The organism is Bradyrhizobium sp. CW1 (genome assembly GCF_023100665.1).
Lineage (GTDB): Bacteria > Pseudomonadota > Alphaproteobacteria > Rhizobiales > Xanthobacteraceae > Bradyrhizobium > Bradyrhizobium canariense_D.
On record NZ_CP064684.1, the window covers coordinates 1,387,106 to 1,409,753 of the forward strand.

At 62.3% G+C, this 22,648-nt stretch carries 21 protein-coding genes; 14 read left to right on the top strand and 7 right to left on the bottom strand.

All coding sequences use genetic code 11. The annotated features are described in order from the left end of the window. Nucleotides 1-89 precede the first annotated feature (89 nt). From IVB54_RS06675 to IVB54_RS06690, 4 genes are all read right to left on the bottom strand, one after another. The gene (locus IVB54_RS06675; RefSeq protein WP_157642895.1) at nucleotides 90-572 is read right to left on the bottom strand and encodes a hypothetical protein; all 483 of its coding nucleotides are present in this window, start codon (nucleotides 570-572) and stop codon (nucleotides 90-92) included. 29 nt (nucleotides 573-601) lie between these two features. Then, nucleotides 602-2,842, bottom strand: a complete 2,241-nt coding sequence (locus tag IVB54_RS06680; RefSeq protein ID WP_247367500.1) for a multicopper oxidase domain-containing protein — start codon at nucleotides 2,840-2,842, stop codon at nucleotides 602-604. A gap of 310 nt (nucleotides 2,843-3,152) precedes the next feature. Further along, entirely contained in the window at nucleotides 3,153-4,004 is an 852-nt protein-coding gene (locus IVB54_RS06685; RefSeq protein ID WP_247455918.1) for a hypothetical protein, read from the bottom strand. 1,692 nt (nucleotides 4,005-5,696) lie between these two features. Continuing rightward, a complete protein-coding gene (locus tag IVB54_RS06690; RefSeq protein ID WP_039798712.1) occupies nucleotides 5,697-5,897 on the bottom strand; it encodes a hypothetical protein in 201 nt (66 codons plus the stop codon). A gap of 427 nt (nucleotides 5,898-6,324) precedes the next feature. Here IVB54_RS06690 and IVB54_RS06695 point away from each other — a divergent pair, with 427 nt between their 5' ends. The 5 genes from IVB54_RS06695 (at nucleotide 6,325) to IVB54_RS06715 (ending at nucleotide 10,809) form a co-directional block, all read left to right on the top strand. Next, the gene (locus IVB54_RS06695; RefSeq protein WP_247361062.1) at nucleotides 6,325-6,810 is read left to right on the top strand and encodes a hypothetical protein; all 486 of its coding nucleotides are present in this window, start codon (nucleotides 6,325-6,327) and stop codon (nucleotides 6,808-6,810) included. 49 nt (nucleotides 6,811-6,859) lie between these two features. Beyond that, entirely contained in the window at nucleotides 6,860-8,863 is a 2,004-nt protein-coding gene (locus IVB54_RS06700; protein WP_247367505.1) for a caspase family protein, read from the top strand. Between the two features lie 506 nt (nucleotides 8,864-9,369). After that, nucleotides 9,370-9,762 carry a YbgC/FadM family acyl-CoA thioesterase gene (locus IVB54_RS06705; protein WP_247361066.1) on the top strand — a complete coding sequence of 131 codons (393 nt, stop codon included), beginning with the start codon at nucleotides 9,370-9,372 and terminating at the stop codon, nucleotides 9,760-9,762. A 43-nt stretch (nucleotides 9,763-9,805) separates the two neighbouring features. After that, complete coding sequence (locus IVB54_RS06710) at nucleotides 9,806-10,264, top strand: YbgC/FadM family acyl-CoA thioesterase (protein ID WP_247367512.1); 459 nt, start codon at nucleotides 9,806-9,808, stop codon at nucleotides 10,262-10,264. Between the two features lie 77 nt (nucleotides 10,265-10,341). Beyond that, nucleotides 10,342-10,809 (top strand): nuclear transport factor 2 family protein, encoded by a 468-nt coding sequence (locus IVB54_RS06715; RefSeq protein WP_018453738.1) that lies wholly within the window; start codon nucleotides 10,342-10,344, stop codon nucleotides 10,807-10,809. A 207-nt stretch (nucleotides 10,810-11,016) separates the two neighbouring features. Here the strand turns inward: IVB54_RS06715 and IVB54_RS06720 are convergent, their stop codons facing one another. Both IVB54_RS06720 and IVB54_RS06725 read right to left on the bottom strand, forming a co-directional pair. Beyond that, nucleotides 11,017-11,730: a type 1 glutamine amidotransferase gene (locus tag IVB54_RS06720; RefSeq protein WP_018453739.1), complete on the bottom strand. Its 714-nt coding sequence runs from the start codon at nucleotides 11,728-11,730 to the stop codon at nucleotides 11,017-11,019. 23 nt (nucleotides 11,731-11,753) lie between these two features. Next, nucleotides 11,754-12,680 carry a LysR family transcriptional regulator gene (locus IVB54_RS06725; RefSeq protein WP_018453740.1) on the bottom strand — a complete coding sequence of 309 codons (927 nt, stop codon included), beginning with the start codon at nucleotides 12,678-12,680 and terminating at the stop codon, nucleotides 11,754-11,756. A gap of 151 nt (nucleotides 12,681-12,831) precedes the next feature. On the opposite strand from IVB54_RS06725, the gene IVB54_RS06730 reads away from it, so the two are divergent. The 9 genes from IVB54_RS06730 to IVB54_RS06770 are packed head-to-tail and all read left to right on the top strand — an operon-like array spanning nucleotide 12,832 to nucleotide 21,599. Next, nucleotides 12,832-13,788, top strand: coding sequence for an N-carbamoyl-D-amino-acid hydrolase (locus IVB54_RS06730; protein WP_083926347.1), 957 nt, complete (start codon nucleotides 12,832-12,834; stop codon nucleotides 13,786-13,788). A 35-nt stretch (nucleotides 13,789-13,823) separates the two neighbouring features. Beyond that, entirely contained in the window at nucleotides 13,824-14,648 is an 825-nt protein-coding gene (locus IVB54_RS06735) for an ABC transporter substrate-binding protein (RefSeq protein ID WP_247294020.1), read from the top strand. Beyond that, nucleotides 14,645-15,502, top strand: coding sequence for an amino acid ABC transporter permease (locus IVB54_RS06740; RefSeq protein WP_018453743.1), 858 nt, complete (start codon nucleotides 14,645-14,647; stop codon nucleotides 15,500-15,502). Before IVB54_RS06735 ends, IVB54_RS06740 begins: the two co-directional genes overlap by 4 nt. Further along, nucleotides 15,499-16,263 (top strand): amino acid ABC transporter ATP-binding protein, encoded by a 765-nt coding sequence (locus IVB54_RS06745; protein WP_247777109.1) that lies wholly within the window; start codon nucleotides 15,499-15,501, stop codon nucleotides 16,261-16,263. The genes IVB54_RS06740 and IVB54_RS06745 overlap by 4 nt, the downstream gene beginning before the upstream one ends. A gap of 14 nt (nucleotides 16,264-16,277) precedes the next feature. Continuing rightward, entirely contained in the window at nucleotides 16,278-17,093 is an 816-nt protein-coding gene (locus IVB54_RS06750) for an ABC transporter substrate-binding protein (protein ID WP_026232589.1), read from the top strand. After that, entirely contained in the window at nucleotides 17,080-17,964 is an 885-nt protein-coding gene (locus tag IVB54_RS06755; protein WP_018453746.1) for a polysaccharide deacetylase, read from the top strand. The genes IVB54_RS06750 and IVB54_RS06755 overlap by 14 nt, the downstream gene beginning before the upstream one ends. 8 nt (nucleotides 17,965-17,972) lie before the next feature. Further along, nucleotides 17,973-18,623, top strand: a complete 651-nt coding sequence (locus tag IVB54_RS06760; protein WP_247294022.1) for an aspartate/glutamate racemase family protein — start codon at nucleotides 17,973-17,975, stop codon at nucleotides 18,621-18,623. A 22-nt stretch (nucleotides 18,624-18,645) separates the two neighbouring features. Continuing rightward, entirely contained in the window at nucleotides 18,646-20,229 is a 1,584-nt protein-coding gene (locus tag IVB54_RS06765) for an ABC transporter substrate-binding protein (protein WP_018453748.1), read from the top strand. Next, nucleotides 20,226-21,599 (top strand): amidohydrolase family protein, encoded by a 1,374-nt coding sequence (locus tag IVB54_RS06770; protein WP_018453749.1) that lies wholly within the window; start codon nucleotides 20,226-20,228, stop codon nucleotides 21,597-21,599. Before IVB54_RS06765 ends, IVB54_RS06770 begins: the two co-directional genes overlap by 4 nt. Here the strand turns inward: IVB54_RS06770 and IVB54_RS06775 are convergent. Further along, nucleotides 21,589-22,503, bottom strand: coding sequence for a LysR substrate-binding domain-containing protein (locus tag IVB54_RS06775; RefSeq protein WP_018453750.1), 915 nt, complete (start codon nucleotides 22,501-22,503; stop codon nucleotides 21,589-21,591). The two genes, IVB54_RS06770 and IVB54_RS06775, sit on opposite strands and share 11 nt — an antisense overlap. Nucleotides 22,504-22,648 lie beyond the last annotated feature (145 nt).

The window sequence follows — 22,648 nt, forward strand, 5'->3', positions numbered from 1 at the left end:
GACTTTCCCTCATTCTCCCCGTCGCTCCGCACGAGCATGCGAAGTGCTTCGGGGCGAGCGACAAGGGGCGCGTGCGAGCGCTGCCGATCTTACGGCGCGAGCTTGAGCACTCCCGGCATGAGGCCCTTGTGGATCACACAAAAGAAGTCGACCGGATCCTTGAACTTGTCCGTGACTTCCAGCCGAAGGCTTCCAGTGAACCCGACGCCGAACTTACTGGTGGTCCCGTTGCAATCGAGTTCGCGGAGCGCGGCGTTGGGTTTGGCCGTCGTGTCGTCGCAGGCAAGCACGGGACTCTTGTCCTCGGCCGGAGACCCGCCATCGGTTCGCTTGATGGTGACAAATCCGTGATGGACGGGGCCGCTGGGGATCTGAACCTCGACGATGTCGCCGACCTTCAGATCATCGACGGCGAGAGGTGTGGAAGCCGTCGATTTCTTGTCCTTGTAGGTCCAAGCGAGCCCCTGGACACCGATCACATGGGTGTCGGCCGCAGATGCAGCACCCGCAAATGCCAGAGTTGCACCGACAATGATGCTCGCCGTCGGAAGCGGCATTGACAACGTCCTCATTGGTCTCCTCCTCACTTGGCGTTTTGACGCTATTGCGCTGCCAGCCCGGGACCCCAGACCTCGATAGGAGCCATCAACCCTTTGTCCTCGTGCTTGAGGATATGGCAATGGAAAACGAATCGTCCGAGCTGCTGGCTTGTATCGAAGCTCATCACCACAAACACCGACTGCCCCGGAGGCAGCGGAATCGTATCGTGCCAGCGTCGCGTCGCGCCGGGATCCAGGTCGCTGTTTTGTTGATCGTCATAGAGATCATAGTTTGGCGTATTCGCCGGGCATGCGCCCTGGCCGCAAGTGCGCGCCGAAGCAGGAGGCTTTATGAAATAGCTGTTGAGTTCATTGCCTGTCGCCAAACGAAATTTCATCTGGTGAATGTGGAAATTATGCAGAGTGCCGGTTGCATTGGTCAGAACCCAAAGCTGTTTGTGGCTGCCCGCATGAGCTTTCTTGTCGATGAAGACACACACATGCTTCTTCGTCCAATCGACCAGCTCATCGCTTCCGACATATTCCTCGAATGGGATGCCCCCTCCGTTGAGCCCGACCGTGTTTTTGTCGGGATCTTCATCCGGTGGCGGGTTGTGCATCGGTTCGTCCTGCGGGTCCGGTCCCGTCGGGCGTATAATCTGGGTGAAAACGCTCCAATCCGTCATTTTCCCGTTGCTCGTCGTGACGCCATCCAGAAACATGACACGGCGATATTCGCGAAATGCCGGGGCCAGATCGCGAATGCATCCCGGGGGTAGCTCCGTCGTCTCAATCGCCAATGCGGCACTCGGAGTTTGGGGTGGACCGGGAGTGGCGACGGCAGCATTCAATGCGATCCGCACGTTGCTGGTGGTCGCATTTGGCTCCAGCACGATACGGGCCAGTTGGATCTCCGGCCATTCGTCCGTCCCCGCTTCGACCGTGTGCTGCTTGGTCTTGAGAATATAGACCCGCTGGCGCTCGTGCTTGTCGTCGTTGCGCACGTAAATCTCCGCACGCGTGGCCGGCATCATCAGCACATCGTCATAGTCGACGGCCTGCACCGGTTTCTGTGCCTGCCCGGGCGCAATCGGTATCGCCGGGACGACTCCATCGAGGCTGAGGATCGTCATCCGCAGAGGCTTCGTGTCCGTCGCGTCCTCGTTCCGCAGCTCCAGCCAGTACGGGATGTTGGCGCTGAGATTGCCCAGCCGGAGGAGGAGATTCTTGCCGCCCTCCACAGTGATCGTCGGGTATCGCTGCCCGTTCACAGTAAAAAGCAGTGCCTTCTTCTGCTCGCGCTGACAGAAGCCGGTTCGCAGCTTCGGATCGAGGTCCGGTCCGGAACCGTCCGGCTTCCACACCCCGCATGGCTTGCCTGGGGTAAAATCCCGCGCGGCCGGATCGGGATCCCACGTCGCGGCATCGCCGTTCGCCTCGCCGGGGAGCTTGGCGATGTTCATCACCGGCATGTCGCGGAGCAGCGCATAGCGCACCATGGTGATGCGCTTCAAGTCGCTTGTGTCCTTCGCGATGTCGTTGGAGCACTTCTCCTTGTCGTTCGGATCCGGCAGACAGCCCGCCTTGACGTTGGCCGTTGCTTCGCCGACCGAAAGCAGTCCCGACATTCCACCCATCACCTGATCCGACGAGGTGCCGTGCAGATGCGAGTGATACCAATTCAGCCCAAGAGGGTGCGGGATGAGTCCCGTGCTTTCGAGAACGCGTGCGTCGATCATGTCATTGCCGGGGATCGGCGTCTTTCCCGGGATCGGCACCTTGTAATCGAAACGCAGGCCGGACTTGAGATGGACATAGACGTTGTCACCCGTGCCAAGCTCCGCGGGCGCGGGTCGCGCGTTGTTCGGCGATACGATTCCGCCATGAAAATAATGAAGGTTCGTCGAACCGTCATTATGGTCGTGCATGCTGCCGTTGGCGCTGGGGGTGAGCGCGTTGATCAGGTGCGCCGAAACGGTATCGCCCGGCATCGCTTCAACGATTGGGGTCAGATAGTTGTAATTGTAGTTTCCGGAGGTGACCTTGTAGCCACCCATGACGATCTCGGCGCTGGCTGCCCTCAGAGTGATCTTCACCTCGTTTTGGCCAATGCCGAGCGGCGTAATGGAGCAGATGCCGGCGAGATCAGGCTGTCCTGCCGTTGCTTCAGAGCAGATTGGCGGCTGAACGAGCTCTGCTGCGATTGCCGGCTGAAGCAGGAAACCCAGGGCGACCCCGGTCACCCATGCAGCCTGGCCAAACCGGATCGGAAGCCGCGCTTCCCACGGATTTAAGCGTTGCATCACCTGACTACCCAAATGACGGTGCGCACATGACGCCGCGCACGAAAGCGCGGACCAAATTCAATCGATTCAAAAAATAGTTCGAACTAAATAAAAAGACGTGAGCCACCTCACGTTGCCGTTGATACTACATGCGCCTTTCTGATGTAGTCAATCCATTCCACGCAGCCAGCGACGAAGACCCCAGATGCGGCCATTGATTGAAATGGCTGGTCTGAGGACATTTCCGGCTCCGCGAGGGCGGCCGGTAACATAGGGACGATCAAACAGCCATTCGGAGGCAGCCGCGCCGGCTGATCCGCAGACTGTTTCAGCTCCTTCTGCGGGCGGTCGCCGGAGCTTCCAGTCCGGCCGTGACGATGCCGTTCCGCCAAAGCCAACCCAGAACCGCCAGGGCCTTCTCCATGCGGTTTGCCAGATTGCGATCAGTTCGGAGCGCGGTGGACAATGTCGACATCGATGCGAGGACCGCATGAAGCGGTACGCCGTCCACGAAGGCGACGGCTTCCTGCAAATTCGGATGGAACAGGAAGGTGGTGCGGACAACTTGGGCGCCGATCAGGCTGGGTGACTGCACGAGCTCGGCTGCTGCACTCAGGGCCAGTATCTGGTCCGGCGGCGGCAATGGTGTTGCTGGCAGGGCGTTTTCGACACGCGGCGGCATGGGCGTCGCCCGAACACGCCAAAACTCAGTCGCGTGGACATGGTACGCCTCGGCGTATCGGTCCGATGACCAGCTGCGATGTGTCGCGGCTTGCGCGGATCGGCGCGCCTTCCAGTATTCGCTTGCGGCGTCCTTGTCGGACGACGGCGCGAGCATGGTGTTGACGACCGGGCCCGCGCGGAGCGCAGATTGAATTGCGGCTTGGACGCCGCTAGACGACAGCGGATCGAGGGCTGTGTCGGCATCGCCAATCCGCGACACGCCCGGCTCGTCATTGTCTGTTTGATAGGGCGCGGCGTCGCAAACCCGCGGCTCGCCTTCAAGATCGAGGCCGGGTCCGAGCACGCCGGCTTCTTCTAATAGGCGCAAATAACGGTCGCCCAGCGAGCCCGCCATTTCCTGGAGGGGGTGCGCTGCCGCGAACGCGATGGCAAGGCGTCGACGACTTGCAATTGGCGCTGCCCAGCTCCAGGACGACGCGGCGGCGCCGATGCGCACGCTGGCCTGCGTGTTGCCGCTCCACGTGCCGCGTAGCGCCAGAGTGCGGGGACCCATTCAGGTTCGCCGCTACCGAGCGCGCGAAGTTCTGCCGCGCGCATCGATGATATAACGGTCCCGTATTGGCGGCCCGACGGTTCGGTGACATCGGCTTGCCATCCAGACCCATCGCGTGCCAGTCGATCTATCCCGGCGGGTTGGAGAACCCGAACGCCGCAATCTGCTCCCGCACTGAGCAGGTCCGCGTCAAACCGACCTCTGTCCGCGATCAACGTGGGGACCGGTGCCGGCTGGAAACCTGACGATCCCCAACGCAATTGCACAGTGGGCCGGATCGTCCAAGATGTGCCGGATGCCCAGGAAGCCGAGTTGGTGGATGACACCGGGACTGAGGCAGACGCCGACATGTTCGCGCGGGAAGCTTCAACAGCGGACGCACGCGCTCGATGATGCGCTCGAAGCTGCCTCGGCCTCCCTTGGAGGGACGAAGGCGATCATGGACATCGGCCGGCCCATCGAGGCCGACCGTGACGGCAAAGCCATAGGCGTCGAATCGCGAGGGACAGCGCGCGCACGGCCCGGTGGTTCGTCGCCGATCCGGGGCGCCTCGGGCGCGAGCCCGGACACGCGCAGCAACTCCGACATTTGCTCATCGTCGGTCGCGGAGACGTCGCAAGACGTCCGCGAAGCTCCTTCCAGCCCTCTTGCATGTCCATGCGCGCGATCGTTCATACGCGTATCTCGCGAGCGAGCAGTAGTCTCTGTTCTCAATCTCCTGCGTCGTCCACGTGGTTGGGGTTGTGGCAGCGATCAGCGAAAGAAAGTTGAGAGTTGCAGTCGAACCCGTGCCGGCCTCATTCCAAGGATCAAGCACGAACACATTCTGTTTAGCGGCGAAAGCCCGATGGAAGAAGGGTCCGGCTGCTTGAGCAATTTCGCCCTCCGGGTCGACAACGACGTCGGCTTGATCATCAAGCCCGCTACCGAAAAGAAACGGCGCAATCGCGTTGGTAAATTTGCCGCCGCCGACGTCACCTACAATGGGCTGACTAAGATCAGCGTTGTATCGGGAAGGGCTCAAAGTCGTTCTTGCTCTCCCACCCGAACCCGACAAACATTCCCGACGATGACAGCAGCTCGGAATCGTCTGCCTCGTCGCGGGTCGCCCATCGGGCTGTCCCATGAACTGACATGCTGAATTCCCCAACCCGCCCAAGGGCGGCCCCACGCAATTGGCATTTAGATTGGCACCGTCATATTCTCACCGCCATAGAAACATCCGCCGGTTGCATAGCGCATTTTTTCATGAGACAGTTGGGTCCGGGTAGCTGAGTATCCTGGAGCCGCCCAATGGCGATCTCCAGCCTCAATCACAGCTTTTTTGGCCGGAGCACCCATGCTGCCGGCTCCGCCAGCTTTTTGCCCGCTACGCCACCGGTCAAGACCGTTGCATGGAAATCATCAGCCGCCGGATGCCTAACGACCGGTCCGGCCTTATGAGGGGGGCTGGATCAGGAAGAGCAGGCCGAGCGCAAGAATGCCTGCGTTATCGACAAGGTGGTGGTGGCCCTTCCCTTAGAGCTGACCCACGATGAAGATGAAAACGTCAGCATTGTATATGCCTTCTGCCACCGAAGGACGGGCCTCCTGGGCGGCCGCCATCCACGCTGGGCCAAAAGACCTCGATAATCCTCACGCCCACATCATTTTCAGGGATCGTGACCGAGAACCGGCAAACGGGTTGTGATGACGACCGAGCGTGGCAGTGCCGAGCGCTTCCAAGAGGGATGAGAGCAGGAAGCCAATATCGTCCTTCAGAGGGCCGGATATGACATAAGGATGGACCGGCGCAGCCTGGCAGATCAAGGCATCGACCGCGAGGCCCAATTGCATGTAGGCCCCGCACGGAGCACTACCGCGAACGATACCAGGAAGCTTATTCTGCGAGCCAGTTGCACGGCCTCGCACGGGTTTTGGCCATGAAAGCGGAGGGCGCCGCGCCGCGACGGATTCGACACGCTCGGAAGCGGCGGATTAAACTTCTTGGCAAGATCTCAGAGTCCCTCGAAAGGCTGTTCGACGGACCTGCAGGACAAAAACGACAGGACGAAGGACGAGAGATGGCAGATGACAGGAAAACAATACCATTCGGCCGGTAGAACAACAGCAGCGCCAGGCAGAGGCCGAGCAAGCGGAATCGCACAAGGCCGAGATGGAGGCCTATTTGGAGCAGCGCTCGTGCGAGCGCGGTGTTGATCGAGTAAGATCGCGATAACTGGCACGCGACACTTTATTGGAGTTAGTTCCTGCGGAGCACGTCATGGTTTATTTGCTGCTTTTTGTGATTTCTGCCGCTCTGACGATTTTTCTGACGTTTCGATCGGAGCTTCCTTTCGTCGGAAAGCTAGGAGTGAACATCGCCATTGCAACTTTTGCATTCTATTGCCTACTTTTTGCGAAAGGCGTCTTCTTCAACCCATTCAATACCGGCGACCCGACCATTCCGTTCGGCGACAAGCTGTCTGACTTCTCACCTTTGCACCTGCTGGCGGCTATCTTTGGTGCGCTCCTTGGCATCGTCGGCAGCGTGTATTTCAAGCTCGGTACCCTTCGTGCTCCTTTGGCTGCATTTGTCCGCCCCGCGTGCTGCGCACCCATGACTCTCATACCGGTCATCAAGCTCGCAGAGTCGGCCAATGACACATCGCTGCTTGGGGTTGCGACTCTTTTCTTGCTGGCCTACCAGACCGGCTTTTTTTGGGAAACGTTGCTTCGCACAACGACGCGAACCAAAGCTAGCAGGTAGTATGCGTCCCCCTCGTTTTCTCACCGCGAGGCTATGGCGACTGCTCGTCATGGCCGCAGCATTGTACTGCGAAAGCGCTCTCGCCTGTCCGCAGGTGCCAGCCGATGCCAGATTCACGGTGGTAAGGTGCGATGATCAACCCGCACCAACTCCTTGGTCCCAGCTTCTCAGGATACTCTTTGGCCTCGACGCCCGCGCAACGCGTCCCCTTAGAGTAGCCGTGGTAGCTGGCATAGACCGCTATCCGCAGATGGCCAAAGAGCCCACGCTTCCACCCGCAGGAAAGGATATAGAGAATCTTATCGATCTCTTCGCGAATTTTCTGGCCTACGATGTAGTCATCGTTTCCAAGAATGAGGCTGTGGAGCCCACTCAATTTGTTCGGCTCTTTTCAGAGTACCTACCATCGATCCTTCAAAATCGTTTTGGTTCACAAGTTGTGTTTGCATACAGCGGACATGGAGGATTCTGGGCCAACGAGTCGTATATTCTTACACAACGTGCCGAACGCTTGATTATTGACAGTCAGAAGAGCGCAGACGACGCTATTTCCATGACCGATTTGCGATCGATGTTGAGGCCAACGATTATTGCGTCACACCAATTCCTTGCCCTGCTGAACTCGTGCGAAGGCGGAGCGTTTCTGCGGGATAGGTTGCGGTTCGGGCAACCGTCTTTCAAGGACGAAGCCGCCGTCGCAGCCACAGCTGGCCGCGAGCAAGACATCGTGTACGCGGGACCTAAGGGGATGGGGAGCGTGTTCTTCGAGACCATCATCTCCATTTTGCGAACGAACAAGCCGCCGGTCTGGATGTCAGCGAGCGGGCAAAATCAGCCACCCCAAGGAAATCCACCAGATCAGCCTGCGGCGACGCCAGATGGGATGATCACGCTGACCGACCTGATGTCCCAAGTACGAGGTTTGGTAAACCGCTATGAAAACTACCGCGTTCTTCCCCAATGGGGCCCGATCCTGGATAGCAGGCGAGAAAGCGACTTCGTCTTTTTTGTCGATGCGCCGAAAGTCAAGGAAGCACTAAAGCGAACACACTTCAAAAGCGCGCGCGCTGTGTTTGGCGTGAACGAAGTGCCGACGCCCCCTGCGTGGCCTCTCACCAATCTGTTCTCGATTGAAGAGGCCCAATCTCTCGCAAAAGAAGGCGATTACGAAGTCCTTGGTATGAAGGCCGGCAGGCGTTCCCAGATTTGCTTTATCGAATCGACGGGCGTTGCATACGGAAATTCATTGTTGGAAAAGAACCAGTTCCGCATGTGGCAGATGCGATTGTTCGGCACAGGGAAGCAGACAAAACTTCGCTACATTCCGTTTCAGGATGCGCTTCCAAACACCGCAGCCGGCTTCTGGTACCTGGTCGATGCGGATGCCCTATCAACACTCCGTCCAGCAACAGGTATCGAATTCGTCGTAGATCGCGCAACTAATGACAATTCGATGAGGGTGAAGATCGATAAGCCCACAGAACGAATTCAAGAAGGGATTGGCATAGAGCTCAAGTATAGAAATGGGAATCTGTTTGACGAAATCTCGAATGGTCGATGGATTTCGGTTACGGGGTTTGAGCGAAGCCAGCCCCTCCCGTTAACGCCCACCTTGGTGGAAATGAATCCGAAAACACTTGCCTTCTTGAACAGTCGAATATCCGGATCGATCGCTATAGCCAAGATCCTCGGTGTACAAGAGGACTTCGTCAAGCGTACGGCCGCAATGAAGGATCTGGTCAGGTACGATACCGAGCCAAGCTCCCAAAACGTGTCCGACATTGCCAAACGGGGAGAGTTCAAACAAGATAACCCGTTCACGAGTCGCCACGAAAACGCGGGGTACCAAGCCCTGCCATACGATCAACAGTTGCTCATCCAACGCTTGTCAGAAAAAGATTGGTTGGCAATTCTGTCTGCATATGACGTGGAACGGGAAATCTTCGGTGAGCAAATTAGCCTTTTTGGATTCACACGCGCATTTGACAAACTCCGTGAGGCATGTGCGCCGAACAATCCTTCTCATTTTCCGCCTCTGCCAAAACGTACATAACGCGACCTAGCAGCCCGAACCGGCGCGCCGCAACCATTGAGTAGTGGGACGGAGCTGCGCCATTCCATATGTACAGGCAGAACGCCCTGGAATCGACAAAGCATCCCTACCACATGCCCGCATGCGTCTTGGGGCTTTGTGCTCAGTCGGGCGATAGCGTACTTTATCTACGCCGCGAGCCGCGGTATCTGCCCTTCGGCCAACCGAAGGAATTGAGTGTTGCAAGCCCGGGATTTGGACTTCCCTGGGAACATTCGAAGCCGCAGTTGGATCGCAGACGTTGCGCTCTTGCCGCTCGGCAAGAGCGTTTGATTTTCAGTCCGGTTGGGTTGGCACGATGGCAGCCCGGCGCCGCTGTAGATCCCCAAAGTGCAGGCAGCATTCACACGGTAGGCGCTGAATTTTCAGATTGCAGGAGCCGAGCCCAAGAGCTTTGACGATTGCTCAGTAAATTGCCTGTATGCAAGACAATTGGTTCTCGGGACCACAATTGGGGGGATCGTACCGTGACAGCTTCTCTTGATGGCGAAATTCGCGGCGGTCACCATCATATGCAGGTCCGCGTCTATTTCGAAGATACGGACTCCGGCCAGATTGTTTATCACGCGAATTTCTTGCGCTTCATGGAACGCGGCAGAACAAATTACTTGCGTTTGCTCGGAACGAATCAGCGAGAGCTCCTCAAAGAAGCGCAGAACGATGCGCCAGGCTTTGCCTTTGTGGTCCGTTCGATGACCATCGATTTTCTAAAACCGGCAATCTTGGACGACCTGCTTGAGGTTGTCACAGTTCCAGAAGAGGTGAGGGGCGCATCGATTGCCTTGCTCCAGGAATGTAGGCGCGGAGACGATCTTTTAGTCACGGCCCGCGTACGCGTGGCATTTATCTCGGGCGGATAAGCACAGCGCATCCCGAAGTCACTGCGGCTCGCCATGGAAGGGCATGGATAAATCTACGCTTGTTCACGCTATAGCCCTCCAACGCCCCAATGAAATCAAGGCGCTGTGTTGCGATGTTGGCAAGCCAGAGTTTTCCGGCATCGTCTATCACGCCAACTATCTGCGCTTCATGGAGCGCGGGCGGACCAATCATCTGCGGCTGATGGGCGCCGAGCAGCAGGCATTGTTCGAGCAGGCCGGGGCGGAAGAGGCAAGCTTCGCCTTCGTGGTGCGCTCGATGCATCTCGATTTCCTCAAGCCTGCCCGGATGGACGACGTGCTCGATGTCGTGACCTGGCCGGTCGCCGTGAAGGGCGCCTCCATCATGCTGGCGCAGGAGGTGCGGCGCGGCGAAGTCGTGCTGGTCAAAGCCGAGGTGCAGGTCGCCTTCATCAGCGGCGGACGTGCCCAGCCGATCCCGAAATCGATCCGCGCCTTGATGAAGGCTGATCTGATTTCGTGATCGGGCGATAGCGGACGGCCTCTCGACTCCTCCGCGCGCGGCGATAGATTGCACTCCCGCCAACCGATGAGGCCCTCATGTCGCGCCCGCCGCTCCCGCCCTTTACCCGTGAGACCGCAGCGCAAAAGGCCCGCATGGCCGAGGATGCCTGGAATTCGCGCGACCCGGTGCGCGTCTCGCTCGCCTATACCGAGGACAGCCGCTGGCGCAATCGCTCCGAGGTTTTTCAGGGGCGCGAGGCCATCGTCACGTTCCTCACCCGCAAATGGGAGAAGGAGCACGACTACCGCCTGATCAAGGACCTCTGGGCGTTTGACGAACACCGCATCGCGGTTCGCTTCCAGTACGAATGGCACGATGCGAGCGGCCAGTGGTATCGCTCCTACGGCAACGAGCAGTGGGAGTTCGACGAGCACGGCCTGATGCGGCGCCGCGAGGCCTCGATCAACGACATCGCGATTGCGGAGAAGGACCGGCGGTTTCACTGGCCGGCACCGGGGCCGAGGCCTGCGGATGTGGTGGGGCTGGGGACGGATCCGTTCTGAGGCCTATCAAGACGAGCTTGTCGCTTTCTTCCCTCTCCCCTTGTGGGAGAGGGTGGCTCGCCGCGAAGCGGCGAGACGGGTGAGGGGTCTCCCTCAGCGAGCACCTCTCGCGATTGAATCCGCGGATAGAGACCCCTCATCCGGCGCTTCGCGCCACCTTCTCCCACAAGGGGAGAAGGGAAGAGTCTGCGTGGCGAGAGCTGCGGACTACGTTGCCGTACGCTTCGCCAGAAACCTTGCAATCGCGCCACCAAGCTTGGCGTGATCCATCGGCTGCGCCAGTGATTCCCTCGCGGTGGCAACGACATCCTCCGGCGCCTTGCCGATGCGCAGCTCGCAGCACACTTGCGCAAACTCCACGTCGAACTCCGGATGCGGCTGCAGGGTGAGCGTCGCGCCGTTGGCGTAGAGCAGGCCGGCATGCGGGGTGAAATCGGAGGAGAGGATCGTCAGCGCATCGTTGGGCGGCTCCATCACCTGGTCCTGATGCGAGCAGGCGATGGCGACCGCTTCGCCGTCAACGACGCCGTTGTCCGGCAGCACCTGATAGACGTGCCGGCCGATGCCCCAGCCCTTCTCCGACTTGCGCACGGTGCCGCCGAGCGCCTGCGCGATCAACTGATGGCCGAAGCAGACGCCGACCATGGGTGTCCTGTTGGCGTAGGCCGTGCGCACGAAATCTTCCAGCGGCGCGATCCAGTCGAGCCCGTCATAGACGCCGGCGGCCGCGCCGGTGATCAGCACCGCCTCCAAATTGCGCGGATCGGGCAGCGCATCGCCGTTCGGGATGCTGACGATTTCGACCGTAGCTGTCGGATCCTCGGCGCGGACCATGCGCTCGAACATGTCCGGGAATGAACCGTGGCGCTCGCAATATTTTTGTGGGACCTGTCCGGTCTCGATGATGGTGATGCGTGCCATGTGCCCTCCGGTAAAGGTCAAGCTCAGTCGCTTCCTGCCCCATGTTGTTGGTGTGGCGCTGTGCGCTCCAGCAGCGCACTCTCTTTCCGGACCTCGTTGAGAAACGCCTTGGCCAGGCGCGACAGCGGCTCGGCTTCCGACCATAGCATATAGGCCACGGCGTGCGTCGTCGGCGCGAACGGCCGTACGGCGAGGCCGGTCCCGCCGTTCTGCCGTGGCGAGAAGGGATCGACCACCGCGGCGCCGACGCCAGCGGCGGCGAGCACGCAGGCCGTGTTGCAGTAGCGCACCTCGACGGTCGGCTGGAACGGCGCGCCGGCGCGTGCGAAACTGTCGCGCACGGCCTCGCCAAGCCGCGTGCCGCGCTCGAGCCCGATGAAGGGCAGGCCGGACAGGTCGGCTGCCGAGATCACCGGCCGGTCGGCGAGCGGGTGCTGCGGCGGCAGCACGCAGACCATCTCGCCGGTGTGCACCACCTCATGGGCGATGCCCGGATGATGTGTCAGCCCGAGCGCGAAGCCGAGCTCGGCGACGCGGTTGAGCACGCCTTCGATGATGCCCTCATAGCGCCGCACGTCGAAGAACACCCGCGTCTCCGGGCGGCGGCGCAGGAAGCCTGACAGCGCCGCGGGGATGATGCTGTAGGCGAGCGGCGGCGTCGCGACCAGCGCGAGATGCCCGGAGCGGTTCTCGCGCAGATCGCGCACGCGGTTCTCGAGCTTTGCGTGCAGCGCGAAGATCGCCTCGCTCTCCTTGTAGAGCGCCATCGCTTCCGTGGTCGGAAACAGCCGGTTGTTGACGCGCTCGAACAGCGCAAAACCCGCCTGCGCCTCCATCGTCTTCAGCGCATTGCTGACGGCAGGCTGCGACAGCGCCAGTTCGTCGGCGGCCGCAACCGTGGTGCGGTGGCGGATGACGGCGCGGAGAATCTCGAGCTGGCGCAGGTTCATATCACTGCCGATTATACTCTGGGCCAAAACATCATAGCAGAACGAATTGATTTTGCAGCCCCGCTTCCGCGTAATGGCCGCGGATTTGCACGTCGCATCAAAGGGTTCATCCGCCCATTGAGGCGCCACTGCGCACAGATTGGAGGCAATCTTGGTTCGTGTCCTTCGCGCTGCCGCCGCACAGATGGGGCCGACGCAAAAAGCCGATCCGCGCGAGCATACGCTGTCGCGGATGCTTGCGCTGCTGGAAGAGGCGGCCGGCCGCGGCGCCAGCCTCGTGGTGTTTCCCGAGCTTGCCTTCACCACATTCTTTCCGCGCTGGTTGCTCGAAGGCGACGCGCTCGACCATTATTTCGAACGCGGAATGCCGAACCCGAACGTCGCCGCCTTGTTTGACCGTGCGCGTGCGCTGCGCGTCGGCTTCTATGTTGGCTATGCCGAGCTGACGCCGGATGGACGCCGCTACAATTGCGCCATCCTGGTTGACCGCGACGGCGAGCTGCTCGGCCGCTATCGCAAGGTGCACCTGCCGGGCTCGGTCGAGCCGCGACAAGGTGCGCGCTACCAGCAGCTTGAGAAACGCTATTTCGACTATGGCGACCTCGGCTTTCCGGCCTTCCGCGCCGGCTCGGCCTGGGCCCACGCCATTATGGGCATGATGATCTGCAACGATCGCCGCTGGCCGGAATCCTGGCGCGTGCTTGGCCTGCAGGGCGTCGAGCTTGTCTGCATCGGCTACAATTCGGCGGCCTATGATCCCAATGGCGGTAGCACGGAAGATGCCTCCTTGCGCACCTTCCACTCCACGCTGGTGACGCAGGCCAACGCCTATATGAACGCGACCTGGGCGATCTCGGTGGCGAAGGCGGGCGAGGAGGACGGCTCCGGGCTGATCGGCGGCTCCTGCATCGTCGATCCCAATGGCCGCATCGTCGCGCAGGCCGCAACGCTGACCGACGAGGTGATCGTCGCCGATATCGATCTGGACCTCTGCCGCCAGGGCAAGGACAAGATGTTCAACTTCGCCGCGCACCGGCGGCCGGAGCAATACAGGGTGATCACCGAACGCGCCGGCGTCATCGAACCCGCGGTTCTCGACGCGGACTGACAGGACGTTCCAGCAACGTTGGCAAAGGAGCCGATATGACGCGCCTCTCGTATTTCCTCGGCATCGCAGCGCTGACGGCCGCCACGTCCGCGCAGGCGGCGGAGCTTCCGGCCGAGATCAAGCAGGCGGGCGCGTTGAAGCTCACGGTCAACTCGACATACGCGCCGATGGAATATCGCGATCCCGCAACGAATGAGCTCGTCGGGCTTGACGTCGATCTGGCGAACGAGCTCGCCAAGCGCCTCGGCGTGAAGATCGTCTGGAGCGAGACGCCGTTCGCCGAATTGATCCCGTCGCTCCAGACCAGGCGCGCCGACTTCATCATCTCCGGCATCTCCGATCGCGCCTCGCGGCGCGAGACCGCAGATTTCGTCGATTATCTCGGGACCGGCCCGCAGTTCTTCGTGATGGCGGAGAACGAAGCCAAGGCTGCGACCGATCTCTGCGGCAAGAAGGTCGGGACCACCCGCAGCACCAGCTTCCCGGTCGAGATCGAGAAGTGGAGCAAGCAGAATTGCGAGCCGGCCGGCAAGCCGGCGATCCAGTACGTGCCGGGCGAGAACTCGATCGACGTTCGCAACCAGCTCAAGCAGGGCCGTATCGACGCCGCCGTACAGGGCAGCGAGACGCTGCCTTATGCGCAGACGCAGGAACCCGGCAAATACCGCGTGATCGGCGAGCCCTTTGCCAAAGGCTATCAGGGCATCATGTTCCGCAAGGACGATGCGGCGCTTCGTGAAGTGGTGACCGAGAAGCTCATCGCGATGATCGCCGACGGTTCCTACAAGGCCGTCCTCGACAAATGGAGCCTTGGCGGCAACGCGGTCGCCCAGCCCATGCTGAACGCGGCGCCGCAATGAAGCCGGCACCGGCACTCGCGGAGGGTTTTCCCGATCTGTCGGGAATGCGGGTCGCGCGCGAGCCGCACTGGTTTCGCTGGCTCAGCGCGGCGCTGATCGTCCTCGTGCTTGCATTGATCGGGCGCGCTTTTGCGGGCGGCCAGATCGAATGGTCTTATGTCGGCCGCTTCCTGACCGCAAAGGTGATCATAGAGGGCATCGTCAACACCATGGTGATGGCGGTGCTGGCGATGGCGCTCGGTATCTTCCTTGGCGTCGTCGTCGCGATCATGCGGCTGTCGCCCAACCCGGTACTGAAGACCGTTGCCGCCGGCTACACTTGGTTGTTCCGCGGCACGCCGCTGATCCTGCAACTGCTGCTGTGGTTCAATCTCGCGCTGGTGTTTCCGACCATCGGCATTCCCGGCCTGTGGAGTGCGCGCGCCGTCGACGTCATGACGCCGTTCCTTGCCGCGCTGCTCGGGCTCGGCATCAACCAGGGTGCCTATACCTCGGAAGTGATGCGCGCCGGCATGCTGTCAGTCGATATCGGGCAATATGAGGCCGCGCAGGCGATTGGCATGGGACGCCTGCGTGCGCTGCGCCGGATCGTGCTGCCGCAGGCGATGCGGGTGGTGATCCCGCCGCTCGGCAACGAGTTCATCGGCATGGTGAAGGCGACCTCGCTCGCCAGCGTCATCCAGTATCCGGAACTGCTGCACAACGCCGAAAACATCTACTACGCCAATTCGCGCGTGATCGAGCTCCTGATCGTGGCCGGGCTCTGGTACCTGCTCGTCGTCTCAATCCTGACGCCGCTCCAGATGCTGCTCGAACGCCGTTTTGCGCGCGGCACATTGCGGCTCGCGCGATGACAAGACCCCTCGTCGCGATTCGCTCCGTCGCCAAGAATTTCGGCGAGTTCCAGGCTCTCAAGAGCGTCACGCTCGACGTCTGGCCCGGCGAGGTGATGTGTCTGATCGGCGCCTCCGGCTCGGGCAAGACCACACTGCTCCGCTGCATCAACCAGCTCGCGGCGATCGACAGCGGCGGCATCTGGCTCGACGGCGAGCTCCTGGGCGTGCGCGAGCAGGGCGGACGACTGCATCGGCTCAGCGAGCGCGAAATCGGGCGGCAACGGCTGAAAACCGGCATGGTGTTCCAGCGCTTCAACCTGTTTCCGCACAAGACCGCGCTCGAAAACATCACAGAGGGTCCGCTCCAGGTTCAAGGCCGAAAATCCGACGAGGTGCGCGCTGAGGCGATCGAGCTGCTGCGGCGCGTCGGATTGTCGGCCAAAGCGGACGCGTATCCCGCCCAGCTCTCCGGCGGCCAGCAGCAGCGGGTCGCGATTGCCCGCGCGCTTGCCATGAAGCCGATGCTGATGCTGTTCGACGAGCCGACCAGCGCGCTCGATCCCGAGCTCGTCGGCGAGGTCTTGGCGGTCATGAAGGAGCTGGCGCGGAGCGGCATGAGCATGATGGTCGTGACGCACGAACTCGGCTTCGCGCGCGAGGCCGCCGACCGCGTCGTCTACATGGACAAGGGCGCGATCATCGAGCACGGGCGCGCATCCGATGTGTTGGGCGCGCCGCGCGAGGAGCGTACCAAGGCATTTCTTTCGGCAGTGATCTGAATGGGGGCGTATCGATGAAGAGACTTCTGGTTACGGCGGCACTCGTTGGCGCCATGAGCGCTCCGGTCATGGCAGTCGAGCTGCCGGCGGAGATCGCCAAGCGCGGCAGCATCAAGGTCGCGCTGGTGCCGAACTATCCACCGATGGAGTTCCGCGATCCCGCCACCAACGCGTTGTCCGGCTTCGACATCGATCTCGGCGAGGCCATCGGCCGCAAGCTCGGCGTCAAGATCGAGTGGCAGGAGACCAGCTTTGCCGAGTTCATGCCGTCGATCTCGACCGGGCGGGTGGACGCCATCCTGTCCGGCTTCACGGACTATGCCAGCCGGCACGAGATCGCGTCCTTCGTCGATTATTTGCGCAGCGGCCCGCAGTTCTTCGTGCAGCAGTCGCGCAAGGCGGAGTTCAAGGACGCAGCCGCGCTCTGTGGCAAGAAGGTCGGCGCCAGCCGCCGCACCATGTTCCCCGCGCAGATCGCGGCCTGGAGCGAGAAGAATTGCGGCACCAATCCGATCCAGTTCGTCGGCACCGACGGCTCGGCCGACGCCCGCACCCAGCTCAGGCAGGGCCGCATCGATGCCGCCGCCCAGGGCAACGAGACGCTGCCCTACATCATGGACCTCGAGCCCGGCACCTATGCGACCGTGGGCGAGCCCATCGCGCAGCAATTCACCGGCATCGCTCTGCCGGTCAAGGAAAAGGCGCTGCAGCAAGCCATGCTCGAGGCGGTCGATGCACTGATCGCGGATGGCACCTATCGCACGCTCCTCGCCAAGTGGAAACTGACCGACAACGCACTCGAAAAGGCGACCATCAATGCTGGACAGTAAGGCACTCCAGAGCATTCCGCTCGTTCCGGCCAACACCGCGGATCCTGCACCGGAATACCCCTGGCCGAAGCCGTACAATTCGGCGATGTTCCTGTCGTTCGACGTGGACGCGGAGAGCGCCTGGACCAGCAAGGACGCGGTGCACGCCCAGCGGCTCATCACCATGAGCTATGGCGGCTATGAGGCGCGCGTCGGCACGCCGAAGCTCCTGGAGCTGCTCGAACAGCTCGATCTCAAGGCGACCTTCTTCGTCACGGGATGGTCGGTCGACGCGCATCCGGCGATGGCCGAGGCCATTCTCAAGGCCGGTCACGAGATCGGCCACCACGGCTATCACCATCTGTTGCCCGATCCCGGCGATCCCTGGATCGAGGAGGAGCTCGAGCGCGGGTTCGAGGCGCTCAAGCGCCGGCTCGGCGTCAGGCCGACCGGCTACCGCGCGCCCTACGGCGAATTCACCGAGGAACTGCGGGTGGCGTTAGTGCGCCACGGCATCGTCTACACCTCCTCGTTCCGCGACGACGTGCGGCCCTATCGCCATCGTCTCGCCGACGGCAAGCCGGGCACGATCGAGCTGCCGGTGACCGCCAGCTATGACGACTGGATGCACGGCCTGTCCGCGCGCTTCAGTCCGCGCTCGATTTTCCCCAAGGAGCATGTGCTCTCGATCTGGAAGGACGAGCTCGACGAAACCAGAGACTGGGGCGCGATGGTGACGACCGTGCTGCATCCACAATGCAGCGGTCGACCGATGCGGCTGCGCCTGCTGCGCGAATTCCTGACCTACGCAAAGTCGTGCCCGGATGTCTGGATCACGACCGGTGAGAAGATCGCGGCCAACTTCCTGCGCCACGAGGCCGGAAAAAGTTGAGCCACGCCATGACCCGTATCCTCGTCATCAACCCCAACTCCTCCGCATCGGTGACGGCGGCGATCGACGACGCCGTCGCGCCGCTACGCATCGCCGGCGGACCCGCAATCGAGGTCGTCGGCCTTGCCGGGGGGCCGCCGGGCATCAGCTCGCAACGCGACGCCGACAGCATGGTGATGCCGCTGGTCAACCGTGTGTCGCGCGCCGATGCGGATGCCTTCGTGCTCGCCTGCTTCAGTGATCCCGGCCTGCATGCGGTGCGCGAGGCGGCCGGCGGGCGCCCGGTGATGGGCATCGCCGAGTGCGGCATCTTTCGCGCAATGATGCTGGGCGAGCGATTTGGCGTCATCGCGCTGTCGCCGTCGAGCATTCGCCGCCAGCAGCGGATGGTGCGGCTGATGGGCATCGACAGCCGCTATGCCGGAAGCTGGTCGGTCGGCGCGAGCGCGGCGGAGACGGCAGGCGCGGACATCCGGGGACGGTTGATTGAAGCCGGCCGCGCGCTGGTCTCGCAATGCCGTGCCGATGTCGTGGTGATGGGCTGCGCCGGCATGGCCTCGCACCGCGCGGCGATTGCGGATGCCATCGGTGTGCCCGTGGTCGAGCCGGCGCAGCAGGCGGTGGCCGCTGCGATCGGCGCGGTCTTGTTGAACACGTAAGATCCTTCAGGAGCCTCTTGCAATGCCCGTCTCCCGCCGTTCGCTCCTCAAGGCCGTAGCCGCGGTGCCGGCGCTGTCATTTCCGGGCATCCTGCGCGCCGAATCCCAGACCACGCTACGCTTCATTCCGGTGATCGACCTCGCCTTCGTCGATCCCATCTATTCGACGGCACAAGTGTCGCGAAACCACGGCTTCATGGTCTACGACACGCTCTACGGCATGAGCTCTTCGCTCCAGGTCTCGCCTCAGATGCTGTCGGGCCATGTCGTCTCCGGCGACCGGCTGCAATGGGACCTCAGCTTGCGCGACGGTCTGTTCTGGCACGATGGCGAGCGCGTGCTCGCCCGCGACTGCGTCGCGAGCATCCGCCGCTGGGCCGCGCGCGACGGCTTTGGCGGCGAGCTGATGGAGGCGACTGACGAGCTGTCGGCCACTGACGACCGCACCATCCGCTTCCGCCTCAAACGTCCATTCCCGCTGTTGCCGCAAGCGCTGGGCAAGGCCGCGATCAACGCGTGCTTCATGATGCCGGAGCGGCTGGCGGGCCAGGATCCGTTCAAGCCGCTCACCGAAGTGATCGGCAGCGGCCCGTTCCGCTATCTCGCCGACGAGCGCGTGCAGGGTGCGCGCAACGCGTATGCCAGGTTCGAGCGCTATCAGCCGCGCACGGACGGCAAACCGGATTGGACAGCGGGCCCGAAGATCGTGCACTACGATCGGGTGGTCTGGACCACCACGCCCGATGCCGGCACCGGCGTCGCCGCGCTGCAGACCGGGGAGCAGGACTGGCAAGAGACCACGCCACACGACCTGCTGCCGATCATCAAGGCGGCCGGCGACATCGAGACGCGGATCCTCGATCCCCGCGGTTACGCCTGCATGCTGCGCCTCAATCATCTTCAGCCACCGTTCGACAATCCTGCCGTTCGCCGCGCGCTCCTGGGGGCCATCGATCAATCCGCCTTCATGACCGCGGTGGCCGGTACCGATCCGAACTTCCAGGTCTCACCGATCGGCTATTTCGCGCCGAATACGCCGATGGCCAGCGATGTCGGCCTCGATGTCTTCCGCGGCCCGCGTGACTACGCCAAAGTGAAGGCCGATCTCAAGGCCGCGGGGTATAATGGCAAGAAGGTCGTGGTGCTCGTGCCCACCAACTCACTGGCGCAGAAGCCGCTTGGCGAGATCGCCGTCGACTCCTTGCGCAAGGCCGGCATGAACGTCGAATATGCCGGGCTCGATTTCGCCGTGGTGCTGCAACGCCAACTCAAGAAGGACCCGATCGGGCAGGGCGGCTGGAGCGCGGCGGTCGGCAACTGGCAGGGCATCGACTGGCTCAATCCGGCCGGCAACACCAATATCCGTGGTGAGGGCAAGGTCGCCGGCTGGTATGCGAGCGAGAAGATGGCCGGGCTCCGCAGCCAGTGGCTGGCGGCCTCCGAGCTCGCGGAGCAGCAGCGCATCTGCCGTGAGATCCAGGCGGTGGCTTTCCAGGAAATCCCCTATATTCCGATTGGCCTGTACAAGCAGCCGACCGCCTATCGCAAAGCCATCACCGGCATTCTCGACGGCACCGCCGTCTTCTGGAACGTACGCCCCGCATGAGCATGATCGCAATCTTCGGCAGCTATGTGCTGTCACGCAAGGACGGCGCGCAGGACGTGTTGCGCGACCATTGGGTTCTGGTCGAAGGCAAGAAGATTGCCGCGGTCACGCGCGACAAGCCGCGGGCGGACGAGGTGCATGACCGTCCCGGCCGCTTCGTTCTGCCGGGCCTGTTGAACCTGCACAATCACTGCTTCTCCGAAGCGCTGGCGCGCAGCCACACCGAGGACGGCAACGGCCGCCGCAACAATCAGAGCATCGTTTACACGGTGCTTTTGCCGCTGACCAAGCGCGGTGCAGATATCTTGTCGGCGGAAGAGCGCATGGCGGTCGCGCGGCTCGGCATCCTCCAACTCCTGAAGGGCGGCGCCACCACGGTGATGGAGCCGTTCCGCAACTCGATCCCGGAGATGTTCGATGCCGCCGAGGAGATGGGCATCCGCTTCTACGGCGCGCCCTATCTGTTCTCGACGTCGGACGCCAAGGCCGGCCCCGACGGCGTGGTGCACTATTCCGGCGATGACGGCACAGCCGACATGGCGACCTGGGATGCACTCTACCAGCGCTGGAATAATCGCGGCGACGGCCGCATCGGCCTTGCGATGAGTCCGCATGCCACCGACACCTGCGGGCCTGATCTGTTGAGGGCCTGTGCCGCGCGGGCACGCGAGCTCGGCGTGCCCGTCACGACGCATATGGCGCAGAGCCGCGCCGAGGTCGAAACCATCGGCAAGCGCTATGGCGGCCGCACGCCGGCGCAATATCTCGACTGGCTCGGCCTGCTGGCGCCCGACCTGATGGCGGCACACTGCATGTTCAGCACCGATGACGATCTCAAGCTGATGGCCGCGCGCGGTATGACGGTTCTCAACTGCCCGCGCGTGTTCGCGCGCGCCGGCGTCACCGCGGCCTTCAGCCAGTTCGCGGAGCACGGCGTGCGCACGGTGGTCGGCACCGACGGCTACAACATGGACCTGCTCGGCGAGCTCAATGCGGCGTCGCTGATCTCCAAGATCACCTCGGCGCGTGCCGATGTCGCGAACGCGCCCGAGTTGATCGAGGCGAACACGGCAATCGCGGCCGATGTCATCAAGCGGCCCGATCTCGGCCGTATCGAGCCGGGCGCGACCGCCGACCTCACGATCGTCGATCTCACCCATCCGCATCTTCAGCCGCTGTTCGACCCGCGCCGCGCGCTGATCGCGCTCGCCAATCGCGCCAATATCGATCAGGTCATGGTCGACGGCCGCATGCTGGTCGATGCCGGCCGCTATCTCGGCGCCGACGAGGCGGCGATCACGGCTGCCGGCACCGCTGCGATTGGCAAGATCTGGGACCTGCCGGAGGCACAGGCGGCGTTCAACGGCTGAGGGGTGGCTCGTCGAATTCGGCGAGCGCCTTGCGTATGGTCTCGACCAGATCGAGCGCTACCGGCGAGGGGCTGCGCTGTGCCGGAAAGACCGCCGAGAATTCGAAGTCGATGCGCGGCAGGAAGCGGCGCACGACGACGCCGCGGGTGGAAAATTCCTGGGCGGTGAAGGGATCGCAGATGGCGACGCCAAGTCCTGACGACACCATGCCGCACATGATCTCCGACAGCGTGGTCTCGACCCTGAGCACGCGGCGGACATCGTGGCGATGGAAGACCTGGTCGACGAGGTGGCGGCTCGACGAGCCCGCCGACAGCGAGATGAAAGTCTCGCCCTCGAAGTCGCGGGGCTCCAGCACTTCCTTTTCCGCGAGGCGGTGACCGGTGGGCAGTACAGCCACACGCGCGGGCGCCGGCAGCTTCTGGCTCGGCAAGCCCGAATGCGCGATGGGCACCTCGGCAAAGCCGACGTCGCACTGATTGTTCAGTACCCAGTCGACCACGATCGGCGAGATCACGCCGAAGAAAGCGAGGTTGAGGTTCGGCCGCTCCCTCAGGAAGTGCCCGGTGAGCCGCGGCAAATAGCCATTCGACAATGCTGGAAGTGCCGCGATCCGCAGTGAGCCGGTGCGGCGGCCGCGGATTTCCTCGGCTGCCGCGGTGATGCGTTCGAGGCCGACGAAGGAGCGCTCGACTTCGGTGTAGAGTGCCATGGCCGCAGCGGTCGGCACGAGGCCGGTGCCGCGCCGTTCGAACAGCTCCATCTTCAACAGCGCCTGGAGGTCGCGCAGCAACCGGGAGACCGCCGGCTGCGTCACGGTCATCAGCGCCGCCGCCTCCGTCACGCTGCCGGTCAGCATCGTCGCCCGGAAAGCCTCCACCTGCCGCGAATTGATCCGGGCCATCCCCATTTCCATTCATAATATTTAGGCATGCAGAGGCTGCCATTATTCATTGGACGATGGAAGCCGGAGTTTGCGATCTTTTTCATCAGTGCTGGAGACGGCCCGCTTTTTCGGCAGATTGGAGGGGTTTAAACCTCCGGATCGC